Origin of the sequence: Mariniflexile sp. HMF6888 (assembly GCF_044335535.1) — a bacterium.
GTDB lineage: Bacteria > Bacteroidota > Bacteroidia > Flavobacteriales > Flavobacteriaceae > Mariniflexile.
Map to the genome: position 1 here is coordinate 1074557 of NZ_JBIQVZ010000001.1, position 25217 is coordinate 1099773.

The 25217-nt window shown below is 34.4% G+C and carries 22 protein-coding genes; 7 read left to right on the forward strand and 15 right to left on the reverse strand.

The features are described 5' to 3' along the window. Positions 1-6: 6 nt before the first annotated feature. The gene (locus ACGLWY_RS04885; protein ID WP_396618632.1) at positions 7-729 is read right to left on the reverse strand and encodes a geranylgeranylglyceryl/heptaprenylglyceryl phosphate synthase; all 723 of its coding nucleotides are present in this window, start codon (positions 727-729) and stop codon (positions 7-9) included. 42 nt (positions 730-771) lie between these two features. Further along, positions 772-1398: a 4'-phosphopantetheinyl transferase family protein gene (locus ACGLWY_RS04890; RefSeq protein WP_396618533.1), complete on the reverse strand. Its 627-nt coding sequence runs from the start codon at positions 1396-1398 to the stop codon at positions 772-774. Positions 1399-1535: 137 nt separating this feature from the next. Between ACGLWY_RS04890 and ahcY the strand changes: the two genes are divergently transcribed. Continuing rightward, entirely contained in the window at positions 1536-2852 is a 1317-nt protein-coding gene (gene ahcY / locus ACGLWY_RS04895; RefSeq protein ID WP_396618534.1) for an adenosylhomocysteinase, read from the forward strand. Positions 2853-3192: 340 nt separating this feature from the next. Here the strand turns inward: ahcY and ACGLWY_RS04900 are convergent, their stop codons facing one another. The 5 genes from ACGLWY_RS04900 to ACGLWY_RS04920 form a co-directional block, all read right to left on the reverse strand. Next, entirely contained in the window at positions 3193-3684 is a 492-nt protein-coding gene (locus ACGLWY_RS04900) for a DUF6646 family protein (RefSeq protein ID WP_396618535.1), read from the reverse strand. 62 nt (positions 3685-3746) lie between these two features. Then, positions 3747-4607: a cupin-like domain-containing protein gene (locus ACGLWY_RS04905; RefSeq protein WP_396618536.1), complete on the reverse strand. Its 861-nt coding sequence runs from the start codon at positions 4605-4607 to the stop codon at positions 3747-3749. 356 nt (positions 4608-4963) lie between these two features. Beyond that, positions 4964-6004 carry an NADP(H)-dependent aldo-keto reductase gene (locus ACGLWY_RS04910; protein ID WP_396618537.1) on the reverse strand — a complete coding sequence of 347 codons (1041 nt, stop codon included), beginning with the start codon at positions 6002-6004 and terminating at the stop codon, positions 4964-4966. A 245-nt stretch (positions 6005-6249) separates the two neighbouring features. Next, positions 6250-7209 (reverse strand): OmpA family protein, encoded by a 960-nt coding sequence (locus tag ACGLWY_RS04915; protein ID WP_396618538.1) that lies wholly within the window; start codon positions 7207-7209, stop codon positions 6250-6252. 40 nt (positions 7210-7249) lie between these two features. Next, complete coding sequence (locus ACGLWY_RS04920; protein WP_396618539.1) at positions 7250-8014, reverse strand: exodeoxyribonuclease III; 765 nt, start codon at positions 8012-8014, stop codon at positions 7250-7252. A 170-nt stretch (positions 8015-8184) separates the two neighbouring features. Here ACGLWY_RS04920 and ACGLWY_RS04925 point away from each other — a divergent pair, with 170 nt between their 5' ends. Further along, positions 8185-11607: a hypothetical protein gene (locus ACGLWY_RS04925; protein WP_396618540.1), complete on the forward strand. Its 3423-nt coding sequence runs from the start codon at positions 8185-8187 to the stop codon at positions 11605-11607. A gap of 112 nt (positions 11608-11719) precedes the next feature. Here the strand turns inward: ACGLWY_RS04925 and ACGLWY_RS04930 are convergent, their stop codons facing one another. The 6 genes from ACGLWY_RS04930 to ACGLWY_RS04955 all read right to left on the reverse strand — a co-directional run bounded on the left by ACGLWY_RS04930 (position 11720) and on the right by ACGLWY_RS04955 (position 18703). Next, complete coding sequence (locus tag ACGLWY_RS04930) at positions 11720-12655, reverse strand: M28 family peptidase (RefSeq protein WP_396618541.1); 936 nt, start codon at positions 12653-12655, stop codon at positions 11720-11722. Between the two features lie 82 nt (positions 12656-12737). Further along, positions 12738-13481: a succinate dehydrogenase/fumarate reductase iron-sulfur subunit gene (locus tag ACGLWY_RS04935; protein ID WP_396618542.1), complete on the reverse strand. Its 744-nt coding sequence runs from the start codon at positions 13479-13481 to the stop codon at positions 12738-12740. A 42-nt stretch (positions 13482-13523) separates the two neighbouring features. Then, a complete protein-coding gene (locus tag ACGLWY_RS04940) occupies positions 13524-13886 on the reverse strand; it encodes a four helix bundle protein (RefSeq protein WP_396618543.1) in 363 nt (120 codons plus the stop codon). Between the two features lie 26 nt (positions 13887-13912). Continuing rightward, on the reverse strand, positions 13913-15925 hold the full coding sequence (locus ACGLWY_RS04945) for a fumarate reductase/succinate dehydrogenase flavoprotein subunit (protein WP_396618544.1): 2013 nt from the start codon (positions 15923-15925) through the stop codon (positions 13913-13915). 10 nt (positions 15926-15935) lie between these two features. Further along, on the reverse strand, positions 15936-16616 hold the full coding sequence (locus ACGLWY_RS04950; protein ID WP_396618545.1) for a succinate dehydrogenase cytochrome b subunit: 681 nt from the start codon (positions 16614-16616) through the stop codon (positions 15936-15938). A 272-nt stretch (positions 16617-16888) separates the two neighbouring features. Further along, a complete protein-coding gene (locus ACGLWY_RS04955) occupies positions 16889-18703 on the reverse strand; it encodes a T9SS type A sorting domain-containing protein (protein ID WP_396618546.1) in 1815 nt (604 codons plus the stop codon). A 190-nt stretch (positions 18704-18893) separates the two neighbouring features. Between ACGLWY_RS04955 and ACGLWY_RS04960 the strand changes: the two genes are divergently transcribed. After that, positions 18894-20186: an aminopeptidase P N-terminal domain-containing protein gene (locus ACGLWY_RS04960; RefSeq protein WP_396618547.1), complete on the forward strand. Its 1293-nt coding sequence runs from the start codon at positions 18894-18896 to the stop codon at positions 20184-20186. Positions 20187-20247: 61 nt separating this feature from the next. On the opposite strand, the gene ACGLWY_RS04965 is transcribed toward ACGLWY_RS04960, so the two are convergent. Beyond that, positions 20248-21570: an aspartate kinase gene (locus ACGLWY_RS04965; RefSeq protein ID WP_396618548.1), complete on the reverse strand. Its 1323-nt coding sequence runs from the start codon at positions 21568-21570 to the stop codon at positions 20248-20250. Positions 21571-21901: 331 nt separating this feature from the next. On the opposite strand from ACGLWY_RS04965, the gene ACGLWY_RS04970 reads away from it, so the two are divergent. The 4 genes from ACGLWY_RS04970 (at position 21902) to ACGLWY_RS04985 (ending at position 24017) form a co-directional block, all read left to right on the forward strand. Continuing rightward, positions 21902-22558 carry a hypothetical protein gene (locus ACGLWY_RS04970; protein WP_396618549.1) on the forward strand — a complete coding sequence of 219 codons (657 nt, stop codon included), beginning with the start codon at positions 21902-21904 and terminating at the stop codon, positions 22556-22558. A 33-nt stretch (positions 22559-22591) separates the two neighbouring features. Then, positions 22592-23371 carry an alpha/beta fold hydrolase gene (locus ACGLWY_RS04975; protein ID WP_396618550.1) on the forward strand — a complete coding sequence of 260 codons (780 nt, stop codon included), beginning with the start codon at positions 22592-22594 and terminating at the stop codon, positions 23369-23371. A gap of 58 nt (positions 23372-23429) precedes the next feature. Continuing rightward, the gene (locus ACGLWY_RS04980; protein ID WP_396618551.1) at positions 23430-23696 is read left to right on the forward strand and encodes a hypothetical protein; all 267 of its coding nucleotides are present in this window, start codon (positions 23430-23432) and stop codon (positions 23694-23696) included. Positions 23697-23768: 72 nt separating this feature from the next. Beyond that, positions 23769-24017, forward strand: a complete 249-nt coding sequence (locus ACGLWY_RS04985) for a hypothetical protein (RefSeq protein WP_396618552.1) — start codon at positions 23769-23771, stop codon at positions 24015-24017. On the opposite strand, the gene thiL is transcribed toward ACGLWY_RS04985, so the two are convergent. Beyond that, a complete protein-coding gene (gene thiL / locus ACGLWY_RS04990) occupies positions 24007-25047 on the reverse strand; it encodes a thiamine-phosphate kinase (protein WP_396618553.1) in 1041 nt (346 codons plus the stop codon). The genes ACGLWY_RS04985 and thiL overlap by 11 nt on opposite strands. Between the last annotated feature and the right edge of the window lie 170 nt (positions 25048-25217).

Genomic DNA, 25217 nt, shown 5'->3' on the forward strand with positions numbered 1-25217 from the left:
CAATCTTTATTTTAAAGCATCAAAAAACGCTTCATCTTCTTCAAAAGCAGTGCCTATAACTACCATATCGGCACCAGAGTCATAGGCATACGCTAGTTGTTGTTTATTTCTAATACCGCCGCCAACAATTAATGGTATTTGCAGTTCTTGTTTAACCGACTTAATAATTGCTGAAGATACTGGATTTTTAGCACCGCTGCCCGCTTCCAAATAGATCATTTTCATTCCCAGCAACTCCCCTGCTTTGGCGGTATCAATTATATTTTGAATAGCTGTTTTGGCTATTGGTAGTGTCCCTGTAACCCTTTGTACCGCTGTTTTTTTACCGTTTTCAACAAGTATATAACCTGTTGATATAACCTCTAATTTTGTCTTTCGAAGTTTTGAAATCGACTCCACTTGCTTTCCTATTAAATAATCAGGGTTTCTACCGGAAATCAAACTTAAAAACAACAAACCATCGGCATGGTTTGTAATTTGAGTAACATCTCCCGGAAATAATATGACAGGAAGCTTCGTTTGCTTTTTTATTTCGGCAACTAAAATATGGGTAACGCCTTCTTCAACCGTACTACCTCCAACAAAAATATGGGTTACTATAGAAGCATTAACTTTACCTAGAAAAAATTTAGTATTTTCAATGGAGAACTTATCGGGGTCTATTAAAACAGCTAAAAGTTTCTCTTTAGTAGCAATCGATTTTAATATGCTTTGGTATATGTTTTTTATTTCTGCCACGAATACACAAATATGATCTTAAAATGGTCTGTTCTATTTAATGACATATGCACAAGTAAAACCTTCAAACTCTAAAAATTGGACTTGGTAGCGGTATTTTTTGTCTTCATAATCAATCCAAGCAATGGTTTCATAGTCATTATCAGATACTGGAATTACCAAACAATGTTTTTTAAAGCTCAAACCCGGGGTTGCAAACAGTTTGTACAACGATTCTTTTATACACCAAATAACAGTTAGTTTATTAACATAATCTGCTGCATGTCCATTAAGATAGCTAAACTCATAATCAATAAATTTATGAGCAATCACGCTAATTTTATTGCGTTGTTTTTCAATATCAATCCCAATAACATTGTCACTAACTATGACTCCCGAAAAATGAAACGAATGGGTAATGGAAATTTGCTTACCATCTTTTAAATGAGGTTTGCCGTTTCCATCATAAAACAAATCGGCATCTTCATATCCAAATTCGGCCAATAAACAGCGTACACTTAAAAACCCACGCTGGTGCAATTCACTTTTCATACCTAAAACACGCTGTAAACTTTCGGGTTTTAGCTTTACTGATTGCATTAAATCATCAAAAGATTCTGAAATTTTCCAGATTTTAACAACAGTTTGTGAATTAGGAGTAATGGTTTTGTAAAGAGGCATTTAATTTTCTAAAAGTTATTAGTTATCTTTGCACTGCCTAAGGCAGATTAAACATTTTTGTTGAGCAATTTAACTATTTTAATATGATTCCAAAGATGTTTTCTTTTTATAAAACAAAGAAAAAATAAAAAGTTGATATGAGTACAAAAACAATTCCTTATGTAGCCAATAAAGTAAAAGATATTTCGCTTGCAGCTTGGGGACGAAAAGAAATAGAATTAGCTGAAGCCGAAATGCCAGGGCTTATGAGCTTACGTGAAGAGTACGGAAATTTGCAACCACTTAAAGGCGCACGTATTGCAGGATGTTTGCATATGACTATCCAAACAGCAGTTTTAATTGAAACGTTACAAGCTTTAGGCGCTGAGGTTACTTGGAGTTCTTGTAACATTTTCTCTACCCAAGACCAAGCTGCTGCTGCCATTGCTGCTGCAGGAACATCGGTTTATGCTTGGAAAGATATGACCGAAGAAGAATTTGATTGGTGTATTGAACAAACCCTTTTCTTTGGTGAAGACAGACAACCTCTTAACATGATTCTTGATGATGGTGGCGATTTAACCAATATGGTTTTAGACCGTTATCCAGAGTTAGTACCTGGTATTAAAGGATTGAGTGAAGAAACCACCACAGGTGTTCACAGACTATACGAACGCGTTAAAAAAGGAACATTACCAATGCCGGCCATTAATGTAAACGACTCGGTTACAAAAAGTAAATTTGACAACAAATATGGTTGTAAAGAAAGTGCCGTGGATGCCATTCGTCGTGCTACCGACTTAATGCTTGCTGGAAAACGTGTGGTTGTTTGTGGTTATGGCGATGTAGGTAAAGGTACCGCAGCTTCTTTTAAAGGTGCTGGAAGTATCGTAACTGTTACAGAAATTGACCCGATTTGTGCTTTACAAGCGGCTATGGATGGTTTTGAAGTTAAAAAACTAGAAACCGTTGCTCCAAACTCTGATATCATTATAACCACAACTGGGAACAAAGATATTGTGCGTAGTGAACATTTTGAAGCTGTAAAAGACAAAACCATTATTTGTAACATTGGACATTTTGATAATGAAATTGATATGGCTTGGTTAAAGAAAAACCACGGCCACACCAAAAACACTATTAAACCTCAAGTGGACAAATACACTGTTAATGGTAAAGACATTATTATACTTGCAGAAGGCCGTTTAGTAAATTTAGGTTGTGCCACTGGCCATCCAAGTTTTGTAATGAGTAATTCATTTACAAACCAAACCTTGGCTCAAATTGAACTTTGGACCAATAGCGATGCCTACGAAAACAATGTGTATATGTTACCTAAACATCTTGATGAAAAAGTAGCCAAATTGCACTTAGCTAAAATTGGTGTTGAGCTTACTGAGTTAAAACCAGATCAAGCTGAATATATTGGTGTATCGGTTGAAGGTCCTTTTAAACCTGAGTATTATAGATATTAACACGTCATGCTGAACTTGTTTCAGTATCACTAATAAATTAAATCCCAAGCAACGAATTGTTTGGGATTTTTTGTCACTTAAAGACCTGAGTTCAACACAAGGATCAAAATCAAGTTATGTCAATGATACGCTTCGACAGTCTCAGCATGACGTACCAAAGCATAGAGCATTTGTTAGTCTGAGATATCTTTTTATTTTATAAAAAGCAATATAAAATGACGTTAGTTTGTCAGGTTGAGCTTGTCGAAACCGATATTGATTACCAGTAAGTTAAAATACTTCGACAAGCTCAATATGACATAGAACTAGACTTTTTAGACAGCCTCTTTTTAATATCATTTTATAAATTAAAAGAAGCCCCTAAGTTAAGTGTAAACTGGTTGTGTAGTTTTTCGCCAGCATCTAAAACACCGGTATTATATTTTGCAAAAGGCACATTAAACTCTGTAAAAACACCAAAGCCATTTGTAAAAAAGTAACGCATCCCTAAATGGCCACCAAAATTTTTAAGGCTCAGGTTTAAACCTGGGTAGATATCAAAATTCTCATCGACATTAACGACGTTTCCTAAGTTGGCATTAAAACGCCCTTTAACATCAAAACGGTCGCCAAAACTAGCAGAAATATCATCGTTAAGGCCCAAAGCATAAGATGATGATACACCAACCGACATGTTTTCACCCAAACCAAAATCGTAACTAATAGTAATACCAGTAGCATTATTTTGAAGATTGGCTCCTAACTGAATTTTGTTGTCTCCACTACCTATAAAAGCTTGAGAATTACTAAGAGTTACACTAAGAATAGTTACTAATAAAATTATTTTTCGCATGATTTAAGTTTAAATTTTAAGTGGGCAAATATATATAAGTTATTGTAAAAAAACCGTCTTATTTATAAGTTCTTATGGGTTTTTGTAATAGCTTGTTGGTTTTTCCAATCAATCCATTTTTGACCCTTCATACGACGCATGGCGTTATCAAAATTCCGCATAACAACAATATTGTAAATAGCTTTACTGAAATTTTTAGGGTTACGGGCTATGGCACGTAAACTCATAGAAAAACCAGGAGTTATATAGCGCATGTAATGCCAATAACCTTCGGGCATGTACAATACTTCGCCATGGCTTAGTTCGGTTTGGTAACCCCATGCTTTTTTTAGCAAGGGCCATTTTTCAAAATCGGGGTTAGCAAAATCAATATCTTCACGGGTAATTAGTGCATGCGGTACTTTATACAAATATTTGTTCTGGTTTTGGTCGAACAAAATAATTTGTTTTTTGCCTTCAAAATGAAAATGGAAAATATTAGCTAGATCAATATCGTAATGCATAAAGGTGTGTGAGTCGCGTCCACCAAAAAACAGCATCGGGAGGCCTTTCATAAGGCGTAAACCAAAATCGGGAAATGAAAAATCATTTTGCAATAGTGGTATTTCCTTAATGGCATTCCATAAAAAAATACGGTATTTAGTAGGTTCGCTTTTTAACAAATCTATATAGTCCGCTAATTTCATTTTGGTATGTGGCTCGTTAAAGCCATCTTTATAATCAACCGGTCTATCGTCGTATAATGGGACGGTAATCTCACCCCCAACGGTTTTCATATAGTCTAAATTCCACATGTTGTAAGCAGGCCAATGGTCTATAAAACGTTCTATAACCACAGGTTTTTGTGGTTTAAAATAGTGTTTTAAAAAGTCCTCTTTTGTAATTGTTTTTACACGAGGAATATCTTGTAAGTTCAACGACAAGGCTTATTTGATTTAGTATGCCAAAGTTAAGAAAACGTAATGAAACAAGAAATAGTATTTTGAGCATTGCCAAACCCTTCTATTGAGTTAAGTGCAATTGCTAAAGCACTGCATTTTTATTCGTGGTTTAATATTTTATAAATATGAACTCATCAATATAAATATTTCGCTGTATCTTTTTTACTGTTATTGGAAAAAAAGGATGCCGCTTCATTCGCTATTACGGAAGCAGCGAACCATAATAAATTATTCTACAAATTTGGAATTGCACTTACTCTTACCGTCACTAAGCAAAGCTTAGCGATAGCGACAAGGGTAACTAGATTTAAATCTTAAGATTCCTGCTTTCGCAGGAATTAAGTAGCAGGATTAGGAATTACATTATGCACCTCATTAATTTGCTTTAAAATGGAATCACTCAAAGTCACATCAATACTTCCAATATTTTCTTTAAGTTGTTCTAAATTGGTAGCACCAATAATATTACTAGTTACAAAAGGTTGTTGTGTTACAAAAGCTAAGCTCATTTGCGCCAAGGTCATGCCATTATCTTCGGCTATTTTTAAATAATGTTTTGTTGCTTCGGTGCTTTGTTCGCTGCTATAACGTGCAAACCTTGGAAATAATTTTAATCTGGCATTATCGGCAGCTGTTCCTTTTATATATTTACCCGAAAGGACTCCAAATGCCATGGGCGAATAGGCTAGCAAACCTAAATTTTCGCGTATGGATATTTCTGCCATATCACCTTCAAAGCCTCTGTTTATTAACGAATAGGCGTTTTGTATGGTTTTCATTCGTGGTAAACCATGGTTTTTAGATTCTTCTAAATAACGCATCGCTCCCCAAGCTTTTTCATTAGACATACCTGCATGACGAATTTTACCTACTTTAATTTGTTGTTCCAACGCATGTAGTACCTCGTTAAAATTATCTTGCCATGTATCATCAGGGTTGTGTTTGTAATCGCGCGTTCCAAAGGTGTTGGTTTCGCGCTCTGGCCAATGTATTTGATATAAATCGATATAATCGGTTTGTAGGCGTTTCAGCTCCTTATCTATGGCTTCTTTTATGGATTCCGAAGTTATTCCCGTGGTTCTAATATGGGCCGTATAATCGCTCGGGCGGCCCACAATTTTACTTGCCAATACAACTTGGTCTCGGTTTCCTGTTTTTTGTAACCAAGTGCCTATAATTTTACTGGTTGCACCTTGCGTTTCTGGACTTGCTGGCACAGGATACATTTCGGCAGTATCAATAAAATTAACACCTTGTTCTAGGGCATAATCTAATTGGGCATGCCCTTCGGCTTCAGTATTTTGGTTTCCCCAAGTCATGGTGCCTAGGCATATTTTACTAACTTTTATATCGGTTTTTGGTATGGTAGTGTATTTCATTTTTAGATTGTTAGAACGATGCTCTTTTAGGCACTTAGATAGTTAGACTGTTTGTGGTTGAATTTTTTGAATAAGATGTTAAAGATAAAAAACCTTTCAGTTACAAATGAACTGAAAGGTTTAAAAATATGTTAATACCTTTTTAGGCTTTATATTGCGTTAGTGATTGAAGCGGCATCCTTTTTTGCCAATAAAAGCAAAAAAGATATAGCTGAAAGCGCGACCCTTGTGGTAACGCCCAAATATTAATTATCGTTTAACAACCTTGAAAGCTCGTCTAACTTAGGTGTTAAAATAACTTCGATGCGTCGGTTTTTTGCTTTTCCTTCGGGCGTGTCGTTGGTTGCTATTGGTGCAAATTCACCACGACCTGCTGCAGTTAAATTTTCGGGGTTTATAGCTGCGTTCTCTCTTAAAATATTTACGATTGCCGTAGCACGTTTAGTGGATAAATCCCAGTTGCCAACTATTTGACCGTTTCCTTGGTATGGTACATTATCGGTATGACCTTCAATTAAAACAGCTATTTCGGGATTGCTTGCTAAAACGGTGCCTAATTGTTGTACGGCTCTTCTACCTTCGGTGCCTACCGCCCAACTTCCTGAACTAAATAACAATTTGTTCTCCATTGAAACATATACTTTGCCATCGCGTTGTTCTACGGTTAGTCCTTTACCCTCAAAGTCTGTCAACGCTTTAGATATGGCATCTTTTAAAGCGGTCATAGCAGCATCTTTATCTGAAATAACTTTTTCTAATTCTGCTACACGATTCGAGCGGTCTTGCAATTCTTTTTTAAGATTTTCCAATCGTTGGTTTTCATCTGCCAAAGCCTGTTCTTTAGCTTCTAACTGTGCCAATAATTCCCTGTTTTTTTGTGAATTTGATGCGATGGCTGCCGAACTGTTTTTTTCTAAAGCATCGTAAGAAGCTTTTAGCGTTTCTAAATTTGCCTTGGCAGCATTGTAATCGCTTTGCAATTTATCGCGTTCTGAAACCGCTTCTGCATAAGCTGTTTTAAGTTGCTTTAGATTATTTTCGGCAGTTGTTTTTTGGTATAACAACTCTTCGTTTTCATCGAATAATTTTCTATTCTCTTGCTTTAGATTGGCATATTTTGCTTCTAAATCTTTGTAAATTTTAGGAGATACACACGAAGCAGCAACTACTAATGTTAACGTAATTAACGAGATTTTTTTAATCATTTTTAAATTCTTTACGGTTTTTGGTTTAATAAATTTGGGTTTAATTTTCAATTTCCAATAAAATAGGGCAATGGTCACTATGCACAGCGTCTGACAGTATAACGGCTCTTTTTATCTTTTCTTGTATGGTATTTGAAACCATGGCATAATCCAATCGCCAACCTTTATTGTTTGCTCTTGAATTTGCACGGTAACTCCACCAAGTATAATTATCTGGCTCTTTGTTTAAGTGTCTGAAAGAATCCGTGAATCCATTATTAATAAACGCCCCTATCCATTTGCGTTCTGCTGGTAAAAACCCAGAGGTATTGCTCAAACCTTTAGGGTTGTGAATGTCTATTTCTTCATGGCAAATATTGTAATCGCCACAAATAATTAAGTTAGGAATGTCTTTTTTGAGGGTATTTATATAATCTTGAAACATATCCATGTACTCAAATTTATGGTCTAACCTTGCGTCATTAGTTCCCGAAGGCAAATACAAACTCATTACCGAAACACCATCAAAATCGACCCTAAGGTTACGACCTTCAAAATCCATCGAAGCAATTCCTGTGCCATATTCTACATGGTTTGGTTTTATTTTACTTAAAATAGCAACACCACTATAGCCTTTTTTTTGAGCACTAAACCAATAATTATATGCGTAGCCTGCTTCAACAAAATCATCCAAATCCAGTTGCTCTTTTAAAGCTTTAATTTCTTGTAAACAAATGACATCAGGATTGGCATTTTTTAACCAATCTATAAACCCTTTATTTATTGCTGCGCGAATGCCATTTACGTTGTATGAGATTATTTTCATTTTTTTTTATTTTTTATGAGATCCCGACATGAAGTCGGGACAATACACTTTTAAAAGTGTATTGTTTCAGCTAAAATAAATAATGCGTTACTTTTACACTATTATTTTGTGCCACATTTAACGAAATGTATTAACAAAATATTTTAAACTATTTGAAGTTTAAGTATCTAATGAAATTTATAACCTGCCTTTTTTTCTTTTTTGTTGGGCTTTGTGGCTTTTCACAAAATCCAGTTTCTAACTATAGAACTAAAAAAGTTGCTGTAAAAGATAGTGTTGTTATTGATACCATAAGTATTAACCCTAACTATTTTTCAGTTAAAACCAACAACAACGTGGTTATTGATTCTACTTTTTATGAAGTTGATTTTGGAAAAGCCTTTTTAAAATTTATAAAACCTGTTGAAACCGATTCTATCATTATCAATTATTTAAAATACCCCGAGTTTTTAACCAAAACCTACAAACAATTAGACGATGCTATTATTGTTGAAAACACCGATAATCTTCAAAAGCTTTACCAACTTTCGCAATCCAACGATACTAAAAACTACATTCCTTTTGATGGCCTAACAACTTCTGGTAGTATTTCTAGGGGTGTTACGGTTGGCAACAATCAAAACTCGGTTTTAAATAGTGAATTAGACCTTCAAATTTCGGGAAAACTTAGTGATAAAGTGTCCCTGCGAGCCTCTATTCAAGATGCCAATATCCCATTGCAAGAAAGTGGTTATAGCCAGCGATTGGATGAATTCGACCAAGTTTTTATTGAACTGTACAGCGATCGTTGGAATGTGCGTGCAGGCGATATCGATTTACAAAACACCAATTCTTATTTTGCGAGCTTCTCTAAACGTGTTCAAGGTTTATCGGTAAATGCCACTTTAAATCATGAAGAAACCGAAACCAATGTGTTTGCCGCCGGCGCTTTGGTACGTGGACAGTTTACAAGAAGTCAGTTTAAAGCACAAGAAGGTAACCAAGGGCCTTATAAACTACAAGGACAAAATGGCGAGTTGTTTGTGCTTATTGTCTCGGGGAGCGAAACGGTTTATGTTAACGGACTCGTAGCGCAACGTGGTGAAGACAAAGATTATATTATTGATTATAACGCCGGTGAAATTATTTTCAATTCGACCTTTCCTATGACGTCCGAAATGCGGATTACAGTCGATTATCAATACAGCGAACGCAACTATTCGCGTTTAGTGGCATATGGTGGCAGTAACTTTAAAAGCGATAAACTGAATATTGGTATTTCGGTGTATTCTGAAAATGATGCTAAAAATCAACCATTACAACAAAACTTATCTGAAGCCCAAGTACAAATATTAGCGAATGCAGGAGACGATAGAACACAAATGGTAGCACCATCAGAAGTTTTAGAATCTTATAGCGATAACAGAATTTTATACAAAAAAGAACTTATAGATGGTGTTGAAACCTTTGTGTTTTCAAATGATCCAAACGACACCTTATACCGCGTTACGTTTACCCAAGTGGGTGCCAACCAAGGCGATTATATTTTAAAAAGCAACAATGCCATTAACAATATTTATGAGTATAAAGGTTCTTTACAAGGAGATTATGCTCCCATAATTCAATTAATTGCACCAACAAAACTTCAAATAGCCGTAGTAAATGGAAACTATACACCTACTAAAAAAACAGATATAGGTTTTGAAATAGCTGCAAGTAAAAACGATTTAAACTTGTTTTCAACTATAAACGATGCCAATAATGACGGGGTAGCCAGTAAATTTAAAATCTCACAAAACATCACTAAAAATGATAGTTTATGGAGTTTAAAAGTTTTTGCAGATGCCGATTATATTCAGGAAAATTTTAAAACTATTGAACGTTTGTACAATGCCGAATTCAATAGGGATTGGAATTTAAATGATACGTCCGCTAGTACTTCCACCGTCAATTTCGGCAATCAAACCTTGTTTACTTCTGGTATAAGTTTGAATCATCCTGAAAAAGGAAACGCTACCTATCAATTTGAGCATTTAGGCTTTTCTGAAAATTTTAATGGAAACCGCCATGTTTTCAATACGTTTTTAGTGCTTAATAAATTTAGGATTGCATCATATTCTAGCTTTTTAAATGCCAATTCAACCACCAACACCTCAACATTTTTAAGATCATCCAACACCATTGCGTATAGTATGAACAAAAGTTGGTTAGGCACTAAATTAGCTATTGAAGACAATGAGCAAAAAACGGTTTCAACACAAGAATTAACACCTTTAAGTCAGAAATTCAAATCGTACGAAGTATTTTTTGGTGTTGGAGATAGCACAAAAATCTTCACCGAAATTGGTTATAAAAACAGGGCGAATGATAGCATTAGAAACAATCAATTGCAAAAAGTAAATACGTCAAACACCTTTTATTTAGACACACGACTTATTCAAAATACCAATACCAACTTAGCCTTATATGCAAATTACAGAACCTTAAAAAGTGAAGACGAAACCATTGATGACGAGCAATCCATAAATTCCCGCTTGCAGTTCAACCAAAAACTCTTTAAACAATTGGTACAATGGAACACTTTGTTTGAAACCAATTCGGGTACCTTACCACAACAAGATTTTACGTATGTTGAAGTAGAGCCTGGACAAGGCACTTACACGTGGATTGATTACAACGAAAACGGCATTCAAGAATTAGAGGAATTTGAAATAGCCCAATTTCAAGACCAAGGCAAATACATTCGCGTGTTATTACCCAATCGGGTTTATATAAAAACGCATCAAAATAGGCTGAGTCAAACGCTTACTATTAATCTAGCTCAATGGTCAGTTTCCGAAAATAAAACTCAAAAATTCTGGTCGCATTTTTATAACCAAACTAGCTATTTGATAGACAGAAAATTAAAACGGGATGGCAGTAGTTTTAACTTAAACCCTTTTGAAAGTAGTACGGAAAACCAATTAGGGCTTCAATTAAATTTTAGGAACGTCCTGTTTTTTAATCGTGGAAAGCAACATTTCACAACATCTTACACTTACCTTTCAAACAAAACCCGCAACATTTTATCTATTGGATTTGTTGAAAACGGATTGAAAAGCCATCAGTTTAATTTCAACCATAAATTTGCTGAAAGTTGGTTGATAACGCTTCAATCAGATTTCGAAAAAAATGAAAGCTTAAGTCAAAATTTCGCAAGTAAAAATTACCATTTTGATGAAACCCGATTAAACCCAAAATTATCCTATCTATTTAATGATAATTCGCGTTTCGACCTCTTCTACCAATATGCCAGTAAAGAAAATACCATTGGTGGTTTAGAAACTTTAAGACAACAAAAATATGGGACTTCATTTACGTTTTCTAGTAATCAAAAAAATTCTATTATTGGCGAGTTTAACTTTTTCTCCAATAGATTTGATGGCAATGCCAACACACCCGTTTCATATCAAATGTTGGAAGGCTTGCAACCTGGCAAAAACTTTACTTGGAGTGTACTGGCACAAAAAAAACTAACTGACTTCTTAGACCTAAACCTAAGTTATTTTGGCAGAAAAACCGAAACCAGCAAAACCATTCATACAGGAACGGTACAACTGAAAGCTTATTTTTAATCCTGCAAGGTTTCTAAAACCTTGAGAAACCTTGTAGGTATAGAAAACCCTGTAAATATGATTTAACTAATAGCTTTAGACCTACAAGGTTTTAAAAACCTTGCAGGAAAAGCTAAAACCTTGCAGGAAAAGCTAATACATCTATTTTTTCAAAAACCGACATGATTACTTTTACGGCTTCTATATAAAATTCTGGTTGAATGTTCTCGTAATCATCGGTTGGTTTGTGGTAATCTTCATGGTCGTCAACACCAAAATACAAAAATGGAATGCCTTTTTTATGAAAGTTAGCATGATCGGAAGCATAGGTCCAATTGTCTTTCCAATTACCTTCGTCATGACCTGCTAAAAAGTTTATTTTTTTGGAATAGGTATGATTTGTAATGACTTGTTTCAAAGTTTCATTATGAACTGTGCCAACTGTAAACAATTCGTTGGTGTCGCTTCGACTAATCATATCCATATTCAGGTTTACCATAATTTGTTTAAGAGGAATAATTGAATGATTCACAAAGTATTTAGACCCTTGCAATCCCAATTCTTCGGCATCGAAAGCAGCTAAAATAACCGAATGTTTGGGTGGGTTGTTTTTAAAATATTCAACAAAACTAAACAAGGCACTCACTCCTGAAGCATCATCATCTGCACCATTATATATTTGTCCATTCTTAATACCTTCATGGTCGTAATGCGCACTAATAACAATATATTTCTCTGGATATAAAGATCCTTTTATTAATCCTAAAACATTAACGCCATTATAATGCTTTCCTTCATGAGAAAATGAAAAAGGTTGCCCATAACGTTTTCCTAACGGTAAAACATGACCAGCAGAAAACTGATTGATAATGTATTTTTCGGCTTTTTCCCCACCTTTTGTTCCTGTTCTTCGTCCTTCAAAAGCATCAGATGACAGGGCTTTAATATGTTGAAGGAGCATAGATTCGTCAAACAAGGATGTTTTGGAATTATTAGGATGCATCGTCTGTGCATAACACGTTGTGTTCAAAAAATATCCCAACACAAAAAGGCAAAGCGTTTTTTTCATTCTTATGAATTAAGTAACCAAATCTAAATAAAAAACCCAAGCAAAAGCCTGGGTCTTATAAATTATCGATGAAAGGAGATTATTATGATAAACTCGCTTTCATTAATTCTCTGTTCATTCGAGCAATGTTTTCTAATGAAATGCCTTTTGGACATTCAATTTCACAAGCACCTGTATTGGTACAGTTTCCAAATCCTTCCAAATCCATTTGCGCTACCATGTTACGAACACGATCTGCAGCTTCTATTTGTCCTTGAGGCAATAACGCATATTGCGATACTTTAGCTCCAACAAATAACATAGCAGATGAGTTTTTACACGTAGCAACACATGCACCACAACCTATACAAGTTGCTGCATCCATAGCTTCATCGGCAGCGTGTTTAGAAATTGGAATCGAATTCGCATCTTGTGTATTTCCTGAAGTATTAACAGAAATATAGCCGCCTGCTTGTTGAATGCGTTCAAAAGATGTTCTATCGACCACTAAATCTTTAATCACAGGGAATGCAGTTGCTCTAAATGGTTCGATAGTAATCGTATCGCCATCTTTAAACATACGCATGTGTAATTGACAAGTTGTTACGCCTCTATCTGGACCATGGGCTTCACCGTTTATATACATAGAACACATACCGCAAATACCTTCGCGACAATCGTGATCGAAAGCCACAGGCTCTTCTCCAGTATTTACTAATTGTTCATTCAAAACATCCATCATTTCTAAAAAAGACATATGCTCTGAAATATCAGTTACTTTATAATCGACCATTTGACCCTTTGCTTTCGAGTCTTTTTGTCTCCAAATTTTAAGTGTTAGATTCATTTTATAGTTTATTAGCCAAAAGTCAAAAGGGAATAGTAAAAACTACTTGTCAATTGATTTTATAAAGGCATTTAACATTTTACTTTCTTCAGTTATTAAATCTTGAATTTTATTAAAACTTTCTGTTGAAATAAAATTTAATTCTTTTGCTATTATAATTTGAGTTTCCAATTCTAATAAAGACCCTCTTGAATATCTTAAGAATTGCAAATAATTCTTAGTATAATTTCGCCCCCAGCCTTCTGCAATATTAGATGGAATTGAAATTGAAGATCGTTTAATTTGGCTTTGCAATCCGAATATTTCATCGTTTGGAATTTCTTTACATAAAAAATATACTTCCTTTACGATTTCAATTCCTTTTTGCCAAATCAATAAATCTTTATATGTTTTAATTTCACTCATCTAATGGCTATTGCCTAGTCACTAAATTACTTATAAGAACGTTGTTTTAGTTCAATATCTTTAAATTCTAATATTTCTTTATGTAAAACCGCATCGGCTGGTTCTCCTTTGTATTCCCAAGCAGCTACGTAAGCGTAATCTTTATCATTACGTTTTGCTTCACCTTTTTGTTCGCCGTCTAATTCAACGGACTCTTCTCTAAAGTGACCTCCACAAGATTCGTTTCTATTAAGTGCATCTTTTGCAAATAACTCACCTAACTCAAGAAAATCTGCTACACGACCTGCTTTTTCTAATTCTGGATTCATTTCGTTAGCAGAACCTGGTACTTTAACGTTTTTCCAGAAGTCTTCACGCAATGCTTTTATTTCTACCATGGCTTCTTTTAAACCTTGTTCGTTACGAGACATGCCGCATTTATCCCACATGATTTTACCTAATTTTTTGTGGTAATAATCTACTGAATGTGTTCCTTTATTATTGATGAAGAAATTGATTCTATCTGTTACTTCTTTTTCAGCTTCATCAAACTCTGGCGTATTGGTTGGAATTTTACCTGTTCTAATTTCATTAGAAAGATAATCGCCAATAGTATAAGGCAATACAAAATAACCATCTGCCAATCCTTGCATCAACGCCGAAGCTCCTAGTCTATTTGCTCCGTGGTCTGAGAAGTTAGCTTCACCAATACAATATAAACCATCAACCGAAGTCATTAAGTTATAATCAACCCAAATTCCTCCCATGGTGTAGTGTGTTGCAGGGTAAATCATCATAGGTGTTTTGTATGGATCTTCATCTACAATTTTCTCATACATTTGGAATAAGTTGCCGTATTTCTCTTCTACAATTGCTTGACCTAATTCGTATATTTTAGCATCCGATGGATTTTCTATATTCTGAATTTTAGCTTGTGTTTTTCCATAACGTGTAATTGCTGAAGCAAAATCTAAAAACACCGCTTCACCGGTAGCGTTCACTCCAAAACCAGCATCACAACGTTCTTTAGCGGCACGAGAAGCCACATCACGAGGTACTAAATTACCAAACGCTGGGTAACGACGCTCCAAGAAATAATCTCTGTTTTCTTCAGCGATATCGGTTGGTTTTATTTTGCGTTGTTGTAGTGCTTTAGCGTCTTCAATGTTCTTTGGTACCCAAATACGTCCGTCGTTACGCAACGACTCAGACATCAAGGTTAATTTAGATTGATAATCACCAGAACGCGGAATACATGTTGGGTGAATTTGAGTAAAGCAAGGATTTGCGAAATACGCCCCTTTTTTATGAATTTTCCAAGCAGCAGTAGCGTTACTTCCCATAGCATTGGTTGACAAGAAATATACATTTCCGTAACCACCAGAAGCAATAACCACAGCATGCGCGGAATGACGTTCTATTTCACCTGTAATTAAATTACGAGCAATAATACCTCGTGCCTTCCCATCAACTTTAACAACATCAAGCATTTCGTGACGGTTGAACATTTCAATTTTACCACGTGCAATTTGACGGTTCATTGCTGAATAAGCCCCTAATAATAATTGCTGACCTGTTTGTCCTTTAGCATAAAAAGTTCTTGAAACCAAAACACCTCCAAACGAACGGTTGTCCAACAATCCACCATAATCGCGGGCAAAAGGAACTCCTTGTGCCACACACTGGTCGATAATATTAGCAGAAACCTCAGCTAAACGGTATACGTTAGCTTCACGGGAACGGTAATCGCCTCCCTTTACAGTATCGTAAAACAACCTATACGTTGAATCACCATCACCTTGGTAATTTTTGGCAGCATTAATCCCTCCTTGCGCCGCAATAGAGTGTGCTCTACGAGGTGAATCTTGATAAGCAAATGCTTTTACATTATAACCTAACTCTGCCAAAGTAGCCGCAGCAGAACCTCCTGCTAATCCTGTTCCAACAACGATAACATCAATGTGACGTTTATTAGCCGGATTTACTAAATTGATATGATTTTTATAATCTGTCCATTTATCTTGAATTGGACCATGTGGTATTTTTGAATCTAATGCCATATATCTGAGATTAATGGTGATTTAAATGATGAAATAGCGCAATAACTATAAATCCTAAAGGAATTATAATTGAATATGCCTTTCCTATGTTTTGTAATGTTTTCTTTCTTCCAGCAGTTGCCCCCATAGATTGAAAAGCCGATGTAAAACCATGCAACAAGTGCAATGCTAAAAACACAAACGCTATTACATAAGCGCCTACTCTAATTGGGCTTACAAACTTATGTGTAAGTTCTTCATAATAACGGTAACCTTCAACACCTTCATGCATTCCAGACCAATCGCCTTGTATGAATTTTGTGTTAATTTCTGGAAACCAAAAATCGATAAAATGTAAAATGATAAATGCTAAAATAGCAACACCACTATAAATCATGTTTCTGCTCATCCAGGTAGAATTTGCAGCACCGTTGTTTTTTACATAAGCAATATTTCTTGCTTTTTTGTTCTTTATTTCTAAAATAAAGCCCATAACAAAGTGAAAAACCACTCCAAAAATCAACACAGGCTGTAGTGCAAATTGAACTAACCAATTAGTCCCCATAAAGTGAGAGACCTCGTTAAAAAGGTCGGCACTAAAAACTGATAAAAGGTTAATTGTAAAATGTTGAAGTAAGAAAAACATGAGGAAAAAAGCTGAAAGCGCCATGGCTACTTTTCTTCCGATTGAAGATTTAAAAAATCCGCTCATTATTTAATTTATTAAGTATAGTTTACAAATGTAATTTACAATAAATTCATAGGCAAAAAGTTGAGCTGTAAAATTCTAATTTAGAACAATTATAAGTAATAATACTTAGTTTTTAAAAACGTTTTTAGAATTGCTATTTTTAAACACAAAAAAAGACAATAAAACAAAAATATTTTATTGTCTTTTAAAAATATCACAACAAAATAAATACTTCAAAAGTCAAAAACTATACTTTAAGTGTCATTTAAAACTGTTTTCTAAGAAAAACAAACCTACTCTATAAGTATTTTTTTAGTAATTTCTGCGCTTTCGGAAAGAATCTTAACAAAATACAAGCCTTTTGACACACCAAGTAAGTTAATGGTTTGTGTTTTTGATGCATTAGTCATATCGTGCTGAGATATTAACCTACCTCTAACATCGTACACAACTATCTTATCTAAATTAATAAGTGACGTGTTTTTTATGTAAAACTGACCACTTGTTGGATTGGGATATATATTAATCGCGGCATTTAACTCTTCTTCTTCAATACCCAAAGAACAGGGATGGTTTGTCATTAAAGGTTGCCCACATACCATGGAACCCGTACTTCTTGTTTGGATAGTATTTGCAGCAGTGATATTACTGGTTCCCAATACTCTTTGTTCTTCAGCGTTTGAAACAGCATAGTTCATAACATCATTTGTATCGTTAACATGAGCTAAAAGATGCCCATGTCCCAACTCGTGAAGTGCCGTACTTTCAAAATCATATTGAGAAATCCCTGTTGAGTTGGTAGCTGAACTATAATTCCAATTAGTAGCATCGTCAAACATCAAATCAATTTCCGTAACAATCCAACTACCTGTTCCATTAGTAGCACAACCACTAACCCACGTGTGGGCTCTACCTATTTCGGTTGGTTCTAATTCATCGCCGTTATCAAATCTAATTACGTTGGTTTCATCTTGAGAAGAAACGTCTTTTATAGTGGTATCTCCAATAATCCAATTAATACCTGTTTCACAACGCCATGTGTCAAATGCCCTTAAAAATGCTGCTTTTGCATTTGCATTATTATTAAAGTCCGTAAACATTTGCCAAGTGTAACCACCAGCAGTATTATTATTAAAGTGCTGAACTCTATAAGCATAAACTGGAAGAGGTCCATTGCTACCGCCCGTACTAGTCATATCATCAGCATCATAATATGCATTTATTTCTGAATAAGTAATTGTTAAACTATTCGTTGAAGTTGCCGAAGCAGCCCCATTATCGGTTACTCTAATTTGTCCTGTTCCTGCTTCAGAAGGAATTTCAACTGTAATTTGCGTGTCAGACCAAGTGAGCACTTGTGTATTTAAAGCTTCAATAAAAGTAGCACCTCCATCATCGGCATTACTAAATAACACTTTGCCTTTGGTTGTACCAAAACCAGTTCCGTTAATGGTAAGTACCGTTTTGGTTCCTGCAGTAGCTGTCGTTGGAGTAAAAGTTATGGAGCCTGGAGCTGCCAATGCGCTTTTATTTAAGTTCGTTTGTTTTTTAGAGCTGTCAAAATTAGTAACTTCAATATAAGATGTGTTGGTATGACTCATAATTTCATCATAGAAAGAAGTTGCAATTCCTTTCTTTTTATTGAAAGGATTAATAGCTTCGTCACTATATAAGTTATATTTATAAAACCCCTGTAACGAGCCATAAGGTTTAAATTGCTTTAGAGAAGATTTGTTAGAAACACTTGACTTAACATTATTGTCATATAGCATAAATATTCCAATATCATTAGCATGCAGTTTTAAACTTGGGGTAACAATTTCAGCAGATAAACCAACGGTTCCTCCTTTGGTTATAACCTCTATGGTCTCATATACGCCTCCTTTAAAAACTTTATATATTCGTACTGTATTTGCTGTATAAATATTCTTTTTTTCAGCATCCCAAAACGATTTTTTTGAAATAACTTGCCCTTCAACAACTAAGCTTGAGTTTTCAATTTGCTTTTTTAACGAAGCCTCTTTAAGTAGAATTTGTGCATTTATGTTACATGAAACTAATATCATCAATAACAAAATCACTTTAATATGCATTATATTTTTTTTCATTATGCTAACTACTTTAGTAATTTCGAAATGGAGCAGTATCAAATATAACGAATTATTAAATATAAATTTTATTTAGTTTTATTACTTTTATCATTCTTAATGCATTACATAATGCAAAACAAGAAGTTTAAAGGTTGCATACCACTACTTTTTTGCGCTAAATATTCAGTAATCATATAAAAACAAACACATGAAATATTTACCAATAGATTCTTCACTTTTTATTAATAACAGAAAAAACTTCACAGCTAAGATGAAACCTAATAGTTTGGCTGTTTTTAACTCAAATGACATCTACCCCATAAGTGCCGATAGTACTATACCTTTTCAACAACATCGTGATATTTTTTATTTAAGTGGTGTAGACCAGGAAGAAAGCATTTTGGTGTTGTTTCCCGATTGTCCAAAGGAAAAACATCGAGAAATTTTATTTTTAAAAGAAACCAATGCTCATATTGCTATTTGGGAAGGTGAGAAACTAACCAAAGAAAAAGCTTTTGAAACCAGTGGTATTAAAACGGTGTATTGGCTTCAAGACATGGAAAAAATCATGTTTGAGTTAATGACACAATGCGACACGGTCTATATTAACACCAACGAACATTACAGAGCCAATGTTGAAACCGAAACCCGTGAAGACCGTTATACCAAATGGTTAAAAGAAAAATACCCAGCACACAGTGTTGCTAAAAGCGCCCCCATTTTACAACGCCTTCGTTCGGTTAAAAATCAAATTGAAATTGATCTTATCCAACAAGCTTGTAATATTACCGAAAAAGGATTCCGTAGAATTTTAAACTTTGTAAAACCTGATGTTTGGGAATATGAAATTGAAGCTGAATTAATGCACGAGTTTTTGCGTAACCGTTCTAAAGGCTTTGCTTATACACCCATTATTGCTTCTGGGAACAACGCCAACGTTTTGCATTATATTGAAAACAACAAACAATGTAAATCAGGCGATTTAATTTTATTTGACACTGCTGCTGAATATGCCAATTATGCTAGCGATTTAAGTAGAACCATTCCTGTTTCCGGGAAATATTCAGATAGACAAAAAGCGGTTTATAATGCCGTATTAAGAGTGAAAAATGAAGCCACAAAGTTATTAACACCCGGAACCATTTGGGCAGATTACCATGTGGAAGTTGGGAAAATAATGACTTCGGAATTGCTAGGTTTAGGCTTGTTAGACAAAGCCGATATACAAAACGAAAACCCCGATTGGCCTGCTTACAAGAAATATTTTATGCATGGCACCAGTCACCACATGGGTTTAGACACGCACGATTATGGGATTTTAACCGAACCTATGCAAGCCAACATGGTGTTTACCGTAGAGCCTGGGATTTATATTCCAGAAGAAGGTTTCGGTATTAGACTAGAAGATGATGTGGTTATTCAAAAGTCCGGAGAACCATTTAACTTAATGCGAAACATTCCTATTGAAATTGAGGAAATTGAAGATATTATGAATTCATAAAAAATAAAAGGGTCGTTTTTCAACGACCCTTTTGCTGCCTACAACACTAAAGTTTTGCAATTTACAGAGTGACTAATTCAAATAAATAATCGTTTAGTTTTTGCAGCGTATTGATTTTGTTTTTGGTATCTACCAAAAGTGAAATATTATTGTTGCTTCCTCCATAGGAAATCATTCTAATTTTTACATCTTGCAGTATTTGAAACAGCTTATAAGTTTCTTGATGGTTTACAACCGAATGGCCAACCAAACAAATAATACTTTGGTTTTTATCTACTTCAATGGTTGCGAATTTTTCCAATTCAGCTAAAATTTTATTTAAGTTTTTATCGTCATCAATAGTTAAAGACACCGCAACTTCCGATGTGGTAATCATGTCTATAGACGTTTCGTATGTTTCAAAAATTTCAAATACTTTTCTTAAAAACCCGTGTGCTTGTAGCATTCTACCAGATTTTATCTTAATAGCGGTAATACCATCTTTAGCAGCCATGGCTTTCACTCCACATTCAGAATGGTCGTTGTTTATTAAGGTACCATAAGCCTCAGGGTTCATCGTGTTTTTTAATCGCACTGGAATATTAAGCGATCTAACAGGTGTTACGGTTTGAGGGTGTAATATTTTTGCTCCGAAATATGCTAATTCTGCCGCTTCATCAAAAGACAAATTTGAAATGGGTCTCGTATTTTCAACATATCTTGGGTCGTTGTTATGCATCCCATCAATATCTGTCCAAATTTGCACTTCTTCAGCGTTAATCGCAGCACCAATAATAGTTGCTGTATAATCACTTCCACCACGTTGAAGGTTTGAAATCGCCCCTTTATCATCCAAACAGATAAACCCTTGGGTGATATATATTTGAGCGTCTTCAGCTTTATTATAAGTGCTTTTAAAATGTTCTTTTATATAATTCAAATCAGGATCTTTAGCCGCATCAATACGCATAAAACTTAATGCAGGCAACAATGCTGAACTTACACCTTCTTGATTTAAATAACTATTCACCATATACGTCGAAAGTAATTCGCCTTGCGCCACTATTTGGTTTTCCAACTCCATAGAATAAGGCTTTGCAGTACATTCTACCAATAAATTAAAAATACTGGAAACGTATGTTTTAACATCTTTATTTAAAAAAGCATTCGCTAGTAGGTTGTCTATTACTTTAAAATAAGTGTCATGAAGTTCATTGATTTTATCAATAGCTTCATTAGCCTCATTATCGGCAATATGTTTCGATATAGCAACTAACTGATTGGTTGTACCAGACATAGCTGATAAAACAACAACCTTTTTTTCGCCATCGCTAATTATACTTTTAACGTTATATATATTTTCAACCGATCCTACCGAAGTGCCACCGAATTTTAATACTTTCATACTTTTTATAAGCTTATACCTTTATCTAATTGATTCATTTACATCAATTCAGGACGCTAAACTATAACTCCTTGGCTTAAAAAAGATATTTATTAAAAAATATGTTTATTTTTGCACATATTGTTAAATAGTTAACATTGAACATTGGTTTCTAAACTTTGTTTTTAAGAAAAAGGTACCGAATGTTACATGCTTATACTGAGCCTCATCGAAATATGATCTTAAAAAAACAATAAATACAGCACATGAAACACTCATGAGAATGGCACACACACGAGGATGATTATTCAGGGTGTTCCATCTGACCAAATAAAACAAAAAATATAAACAGATGAAAACTGTATCAAATTGCGTAGAAGACATTCTAATTACACAACCCTATCTAGAAGAAGCTCTTTCTAGAAACATTATAAATTTTAGTGCTTTAGCCATAGAGCTTACCGAACCTATAAGTAAAATGCTAAAAAAAGATGTAAAACCTGGGGCCATTATGATGGCTTTAAGACGTTACAATCCGCCACCTGCATTATCCAATTCTGTTAAAATGAAAAAAATGATGCAGAATTTAGGGGATATTACCGTACGCTCAAACCTCACCGATTTCACAATTAAAAATTCTGAAACCATTATTGATAATCACGCCAAAATTTTAGACCGTATCAATCAAGAATCTAAACTTTTCTATACATTCACACGTGGTATTCACGAAAGCAACATCATTATATCAAGTAGTTTAAAAGAATATATTGAAGACAATCTAAAAACCGAAACTTTCATTGCAAAACAAGATGGCCTATCGGCTATTAGTGTCAACCTTCCTCAAGACAACTCAAAAATTGCGGGTTTATATTATCAATTTTTCAAACGTTTAGCTTGGGAAGGCATTGTACTTTACGAAGTCATTTCGACTACCAACGAATTTACCATTTTAGTTGAAGATGAGTTTGTTGATAAAGCCTTTACCGCAATAAAAAAGGTAAAAGCTTAGTTGATATATGTAATGTTCTAAATATTATTGAATATGACACTAACATACAAAGGTATCAACATTTTTTACACAGATGAAGGCGAAGGAAACCCCGTAGTTTTACTCCATGGTTTTTTAGAAAATACTTCTATGTGGGATGCCTTCATCCCGGAACTAACAAAAAAAAACAGGGTTATTTGTATTGATTTGCTAGGTCATGGCAAAACAGCGTGTTTAGGGTACATACATTCTATGGAACTTATGGCAGAAACTGTTGAAGCGATACTTAACCATTTAAACATAACATGTTCAACTATTATCGGACATTCCATGGGTGGTTATGTAGCACTCGCTTTCGCGGAAAAAAAACCAAATGCCTTAAAAGGATTATGCTTAATGAACTCTACAGCATTACCCGATACCGAGGAAAAAAAACAAAACAGGGATCGGGCTATTGTTGCCGTAAAACAGAACCACAAAACCTTTATTAGAATTGCTGTCAACAATTTATTCAGGCCAAAAAACAGAATTATTTTTTCAGATAAAATAAAGGATGTTGTTAATGAAGCTTTACAAACGCCTTTACAAGGCATTGTTGCAGCATTGGAAGGCATGAAAACCAGAAAAAATAGAGAGCACATTCTTCAATTATCCCATTTCAAAAAAATGATGATTATTAGTAAAAAAGATCCTGCTTTAGATTACAACACACTCATTAATCAAACTAAAAACAATAACGTTCACGTGGTTGAATTTCCAGATGGACACATGAGTCATATTGAAAATGAAAGTGAATTCTTAATACAAATAATGCATTTCATCGAAAATATTTAGCGTTTTAGCGGTTTATTTGATTTTTTTATTTATGTTTAACGACCAAACAACCAAGAATATGAAAAAGTCTACCACCAAACCAGCACTCATACCAAAAATGTACTGCAATTTATTTGGGCATGATTATCAAGTAACTAAAAAAGTAACTTACCACGTAAAAGAGTACACTTGCTCGCATTGCAAAAGGCAATTAACAACAAACAGCAACGGAAGTTTAATTGAATTGACTCCAAAATTTAAAGAAATTAATGATATTTTAGAACGCATCCATAACACAAGAATGGAACGTTCAAGGGAAAAAAGACTCGTTTCGTCGATTTATTAATACGTTGTCAATATTTTTTGATTCATTTTTTATAGTTTAATAGGCTCTAACGTAACTAATTAAAATATTTAAATGAAAAATATTCATTGTCTGGTATTCGGGCATGATTTTAAAGTAACCAGAAATGTTACTTATCATGTCAAAGAATATGCATGCAAAACCTGTAAAAAACAACTAACAACAAACAGCAACGGAAGTTTAATTGAATTGACACCTAAGTTTAAAGAAATTAACGATGTGTTGGAACACATCCATCATAAACGTATTTCTAAAACCAATCGCCAAAAAATTGATAGCAAACTACTAGTGTTTAGTCATTAAAGTTTTTCCACCCTTGTGCCTTAATTGGTATTTTTGATTCCCCCCTAGTTACCAAATGCATCCCTTCATTTGCTTCTTTCATATATCCAATAACACTAAAATTAGGATTTGCTTGTATTTTAGGAAAATCGGCTTGAGATACCGTAAACAACAATTCATAATCTTCCCCGCCATTTAAAGCAACGGTTGTACTATCAACATTAAATTCTTCACAAGTTGAAATAACTTGAGGGTCTAATGGAATTTTTTCTTCATATAAATCACATCCCACATTACTCTGCTTGCATAAATGAATAATTTCAGACGACAAACCATCACTAATATCAATCATAGCTGTTGGTTTTACATCCAAATCTTTCAACAACTTAATAATGTCCTTACGTGCTTCTGGTTTTAATTGGCGTTCTATAATATAGGTATAAGGTTCTAAATCGGGTTGGTTATTTGGGTTTACTTTATATACTTCTTTCTCACGTTCAAGCACTTGCAAACCCATAAAAGCACCGCCCAAATCACCAGTTACAACCAATAAATCATTAGGTTTAGCACCACTTCTATAAACTTCATTCTCCACTACGCCAATAGCTGTAATGGAAATCAAAAGCCCCGTGTTAGATGATGTTGTATCACCACCTACCACATCTATATCATAAATTTTGGCTGCTGTTTCTATACCTGCATAAATATCTTCAAGTGCTTCCAGAGGAAATCTATTAGACACCGCAATAGATACTGTAATCTGTGTTGCTTTTGCATTCATAGCATACACATCAGATAGGTTTACAACAACCGCTTTATAACCTAAATGTTTTAGTGGCATGTAACTTAAATCGAAATGCACACCTTCAACCAAAAGGTCTGTAGTAACTACAATTTTTTTGTTTTCAAAATTTAATACGGCTGCATCATCACCTATCCCCTTTATGGTAGAACTATGATTTATTTCAAAGTTTTTTGTTAAATGGTCTATCAGTCCAAATTCACCTAATTCACTTAACGGTGTACGTTGTTGATTTTTATCTTCTATCATACTGCAAAAATAAGAAGCTTATTTTTATAAATGAATACGCTTCATATAATAAAAATTCAATTTTGTTAACTTAAAATCAAAAATCTATAACAAAGGCGTCTTTTTTTAATCAATAAGAAAAACCTATAAAACTATATGCTAATATAATGTTAGGTTATATGGTAATACGT

Bases quoted from the DNA above. Each gene is read 5' to 3' on its own strand.
- ACGLWY_RS04890 (WP_396618533.1), bottom strand. From the start codon at position 1,398: ATGCCTCTTTACAAAACCATTACTCCTAATTCACAAACTGTTGTTAAA.
- ahcY (WP_396618534.1), top strand. From the start codon at position 1,536: ATGAGTACAAAAACAATTCCTTATGTAGCCAATAAAGTAAAAGATATT.
- ACGLWY_RS04900 (WP_396618535.1), bottom strand. From the start codon at position 3,684: ATGCGAAAAATAATTTTATTAGTAACTATTCTTAGTGTAACTCTTAGT.
- ACGLWY_RS04910 (WP_396618537.1), bottom strand. From the start codon at position 6,004: ATGAAATACACTACCATACCAAAAACCGATATAAAAGTTAGTAAAATA.
- ACGLWY_RS04915 (WP_396618538.1), bottom strand. From the start codon at position 7,209: ATGATTAAAAAAATCTCGTTAATTACGTTAACATTAGTAGTTGCTGCT.
- ACGLWY_RS04920 (WP_396618539.1), bottom strand. From the start codon at position 8,014: ATGAAAATAATCTCATACAACGTAAATGGCATTCGCGCAGCAATAAAT.
- ACGLWY_RS04925 (WP_396618540.1), top strand. From the start codon at position 8,185: ATGAAATTTATAACCTGCCTTTTTTTCTTTTTTGTTGGGCTTTGTGGC.
- ACGLWY_RS04930 (WP_396618541.1), bottom strand. From the start codon at position 12,655: ATGAAAAAAACGCTTTGCCTTTTTGTGTTGGGATATTTTTTGAACACA.
- ACGLWY_RS04935 (WP_396618542.1), bottom strand. From the start codon at position 13,481: ATGAATCTAACACTTAAAATTTGGAGACAAAAAGACTCGAAAGCAAAG.
- ACGLWY_RS04940 (WP_396618543.1), bottom strand. From the start codon at position 13,886: ATGAGTGAAATTAAAACATATAAAGATTTATTGATTTGGCAAAAAGGA.
- ACGLWY_RS04945 (WP_396618544.1), bottom strand. From the start codon at position 15,925: ATGGCATTAGATTCAAAAATACCACATGGTCCAATTCAAGATAAATGG.
- ACGLWY_RS04950 (WP_396618545.1), bottom strand. From the start codon at position 16,616: ATGAGCGGATTTTTTAAATCTTCAATCGGAAGAAAAGTAGCCATGGCG.
- ACGLWY_RS04955 (WP_396618546.1), bottom strand. From the start codon at position 18,703: ATGAAAAAAAATATAATGCATATTAAAGTGATTTTGTTATTGATGATA.
- ACGLWY_RS04960 (WP_396618547.1), top strand. From the start codon at position 18,894: ATGAAATATTTACCAATAGATTCTTCACTTTTTATTAATAACAGAAAA.
- ACGLWY_RS04965 (WP_396618548.1), bottom strand. From the start codon at position 21,570: ATGAAAGTATTAAAATTCGGTGGCACTTCGGTAGGATCGGTTGAAAAT.
- ACGLWY_RS04970 (WP_396618549.1), top strand. From the start codon at position 21,902: ATGAAAACTGTATCAAATTGCGTAGAAGACATTCTAATTACACAACCC.
- ACGLWY_RS04975 (WP_396618550.1), top strand. From the start codon at position 22,592: ATGACACTAACATACAAAGGTATCAACATTTTTTACACAGATGAAGGC.
- ACGLWY_RS04980 (WP_396618551.1), top strand. From the start codon at position 23,430: ATGAAAAAGTCTACCACCAAACCAGCACTCATACCAAAAATGTACTGC.
- ACGLWY_RS04985 (WP_396618552.1), top strand. From the start codon at position 23,769: ATGAAAAATATTCATTGTCTGGTATTCGGGCATGATTTTAAAGTAACC.
- thiL (WP_396618553.1), bottom strand. From the start codon at position 25,047: ATGATAGAAGATAAAAATCAACAACGTACACCGTTAAGTGAATTAGGT.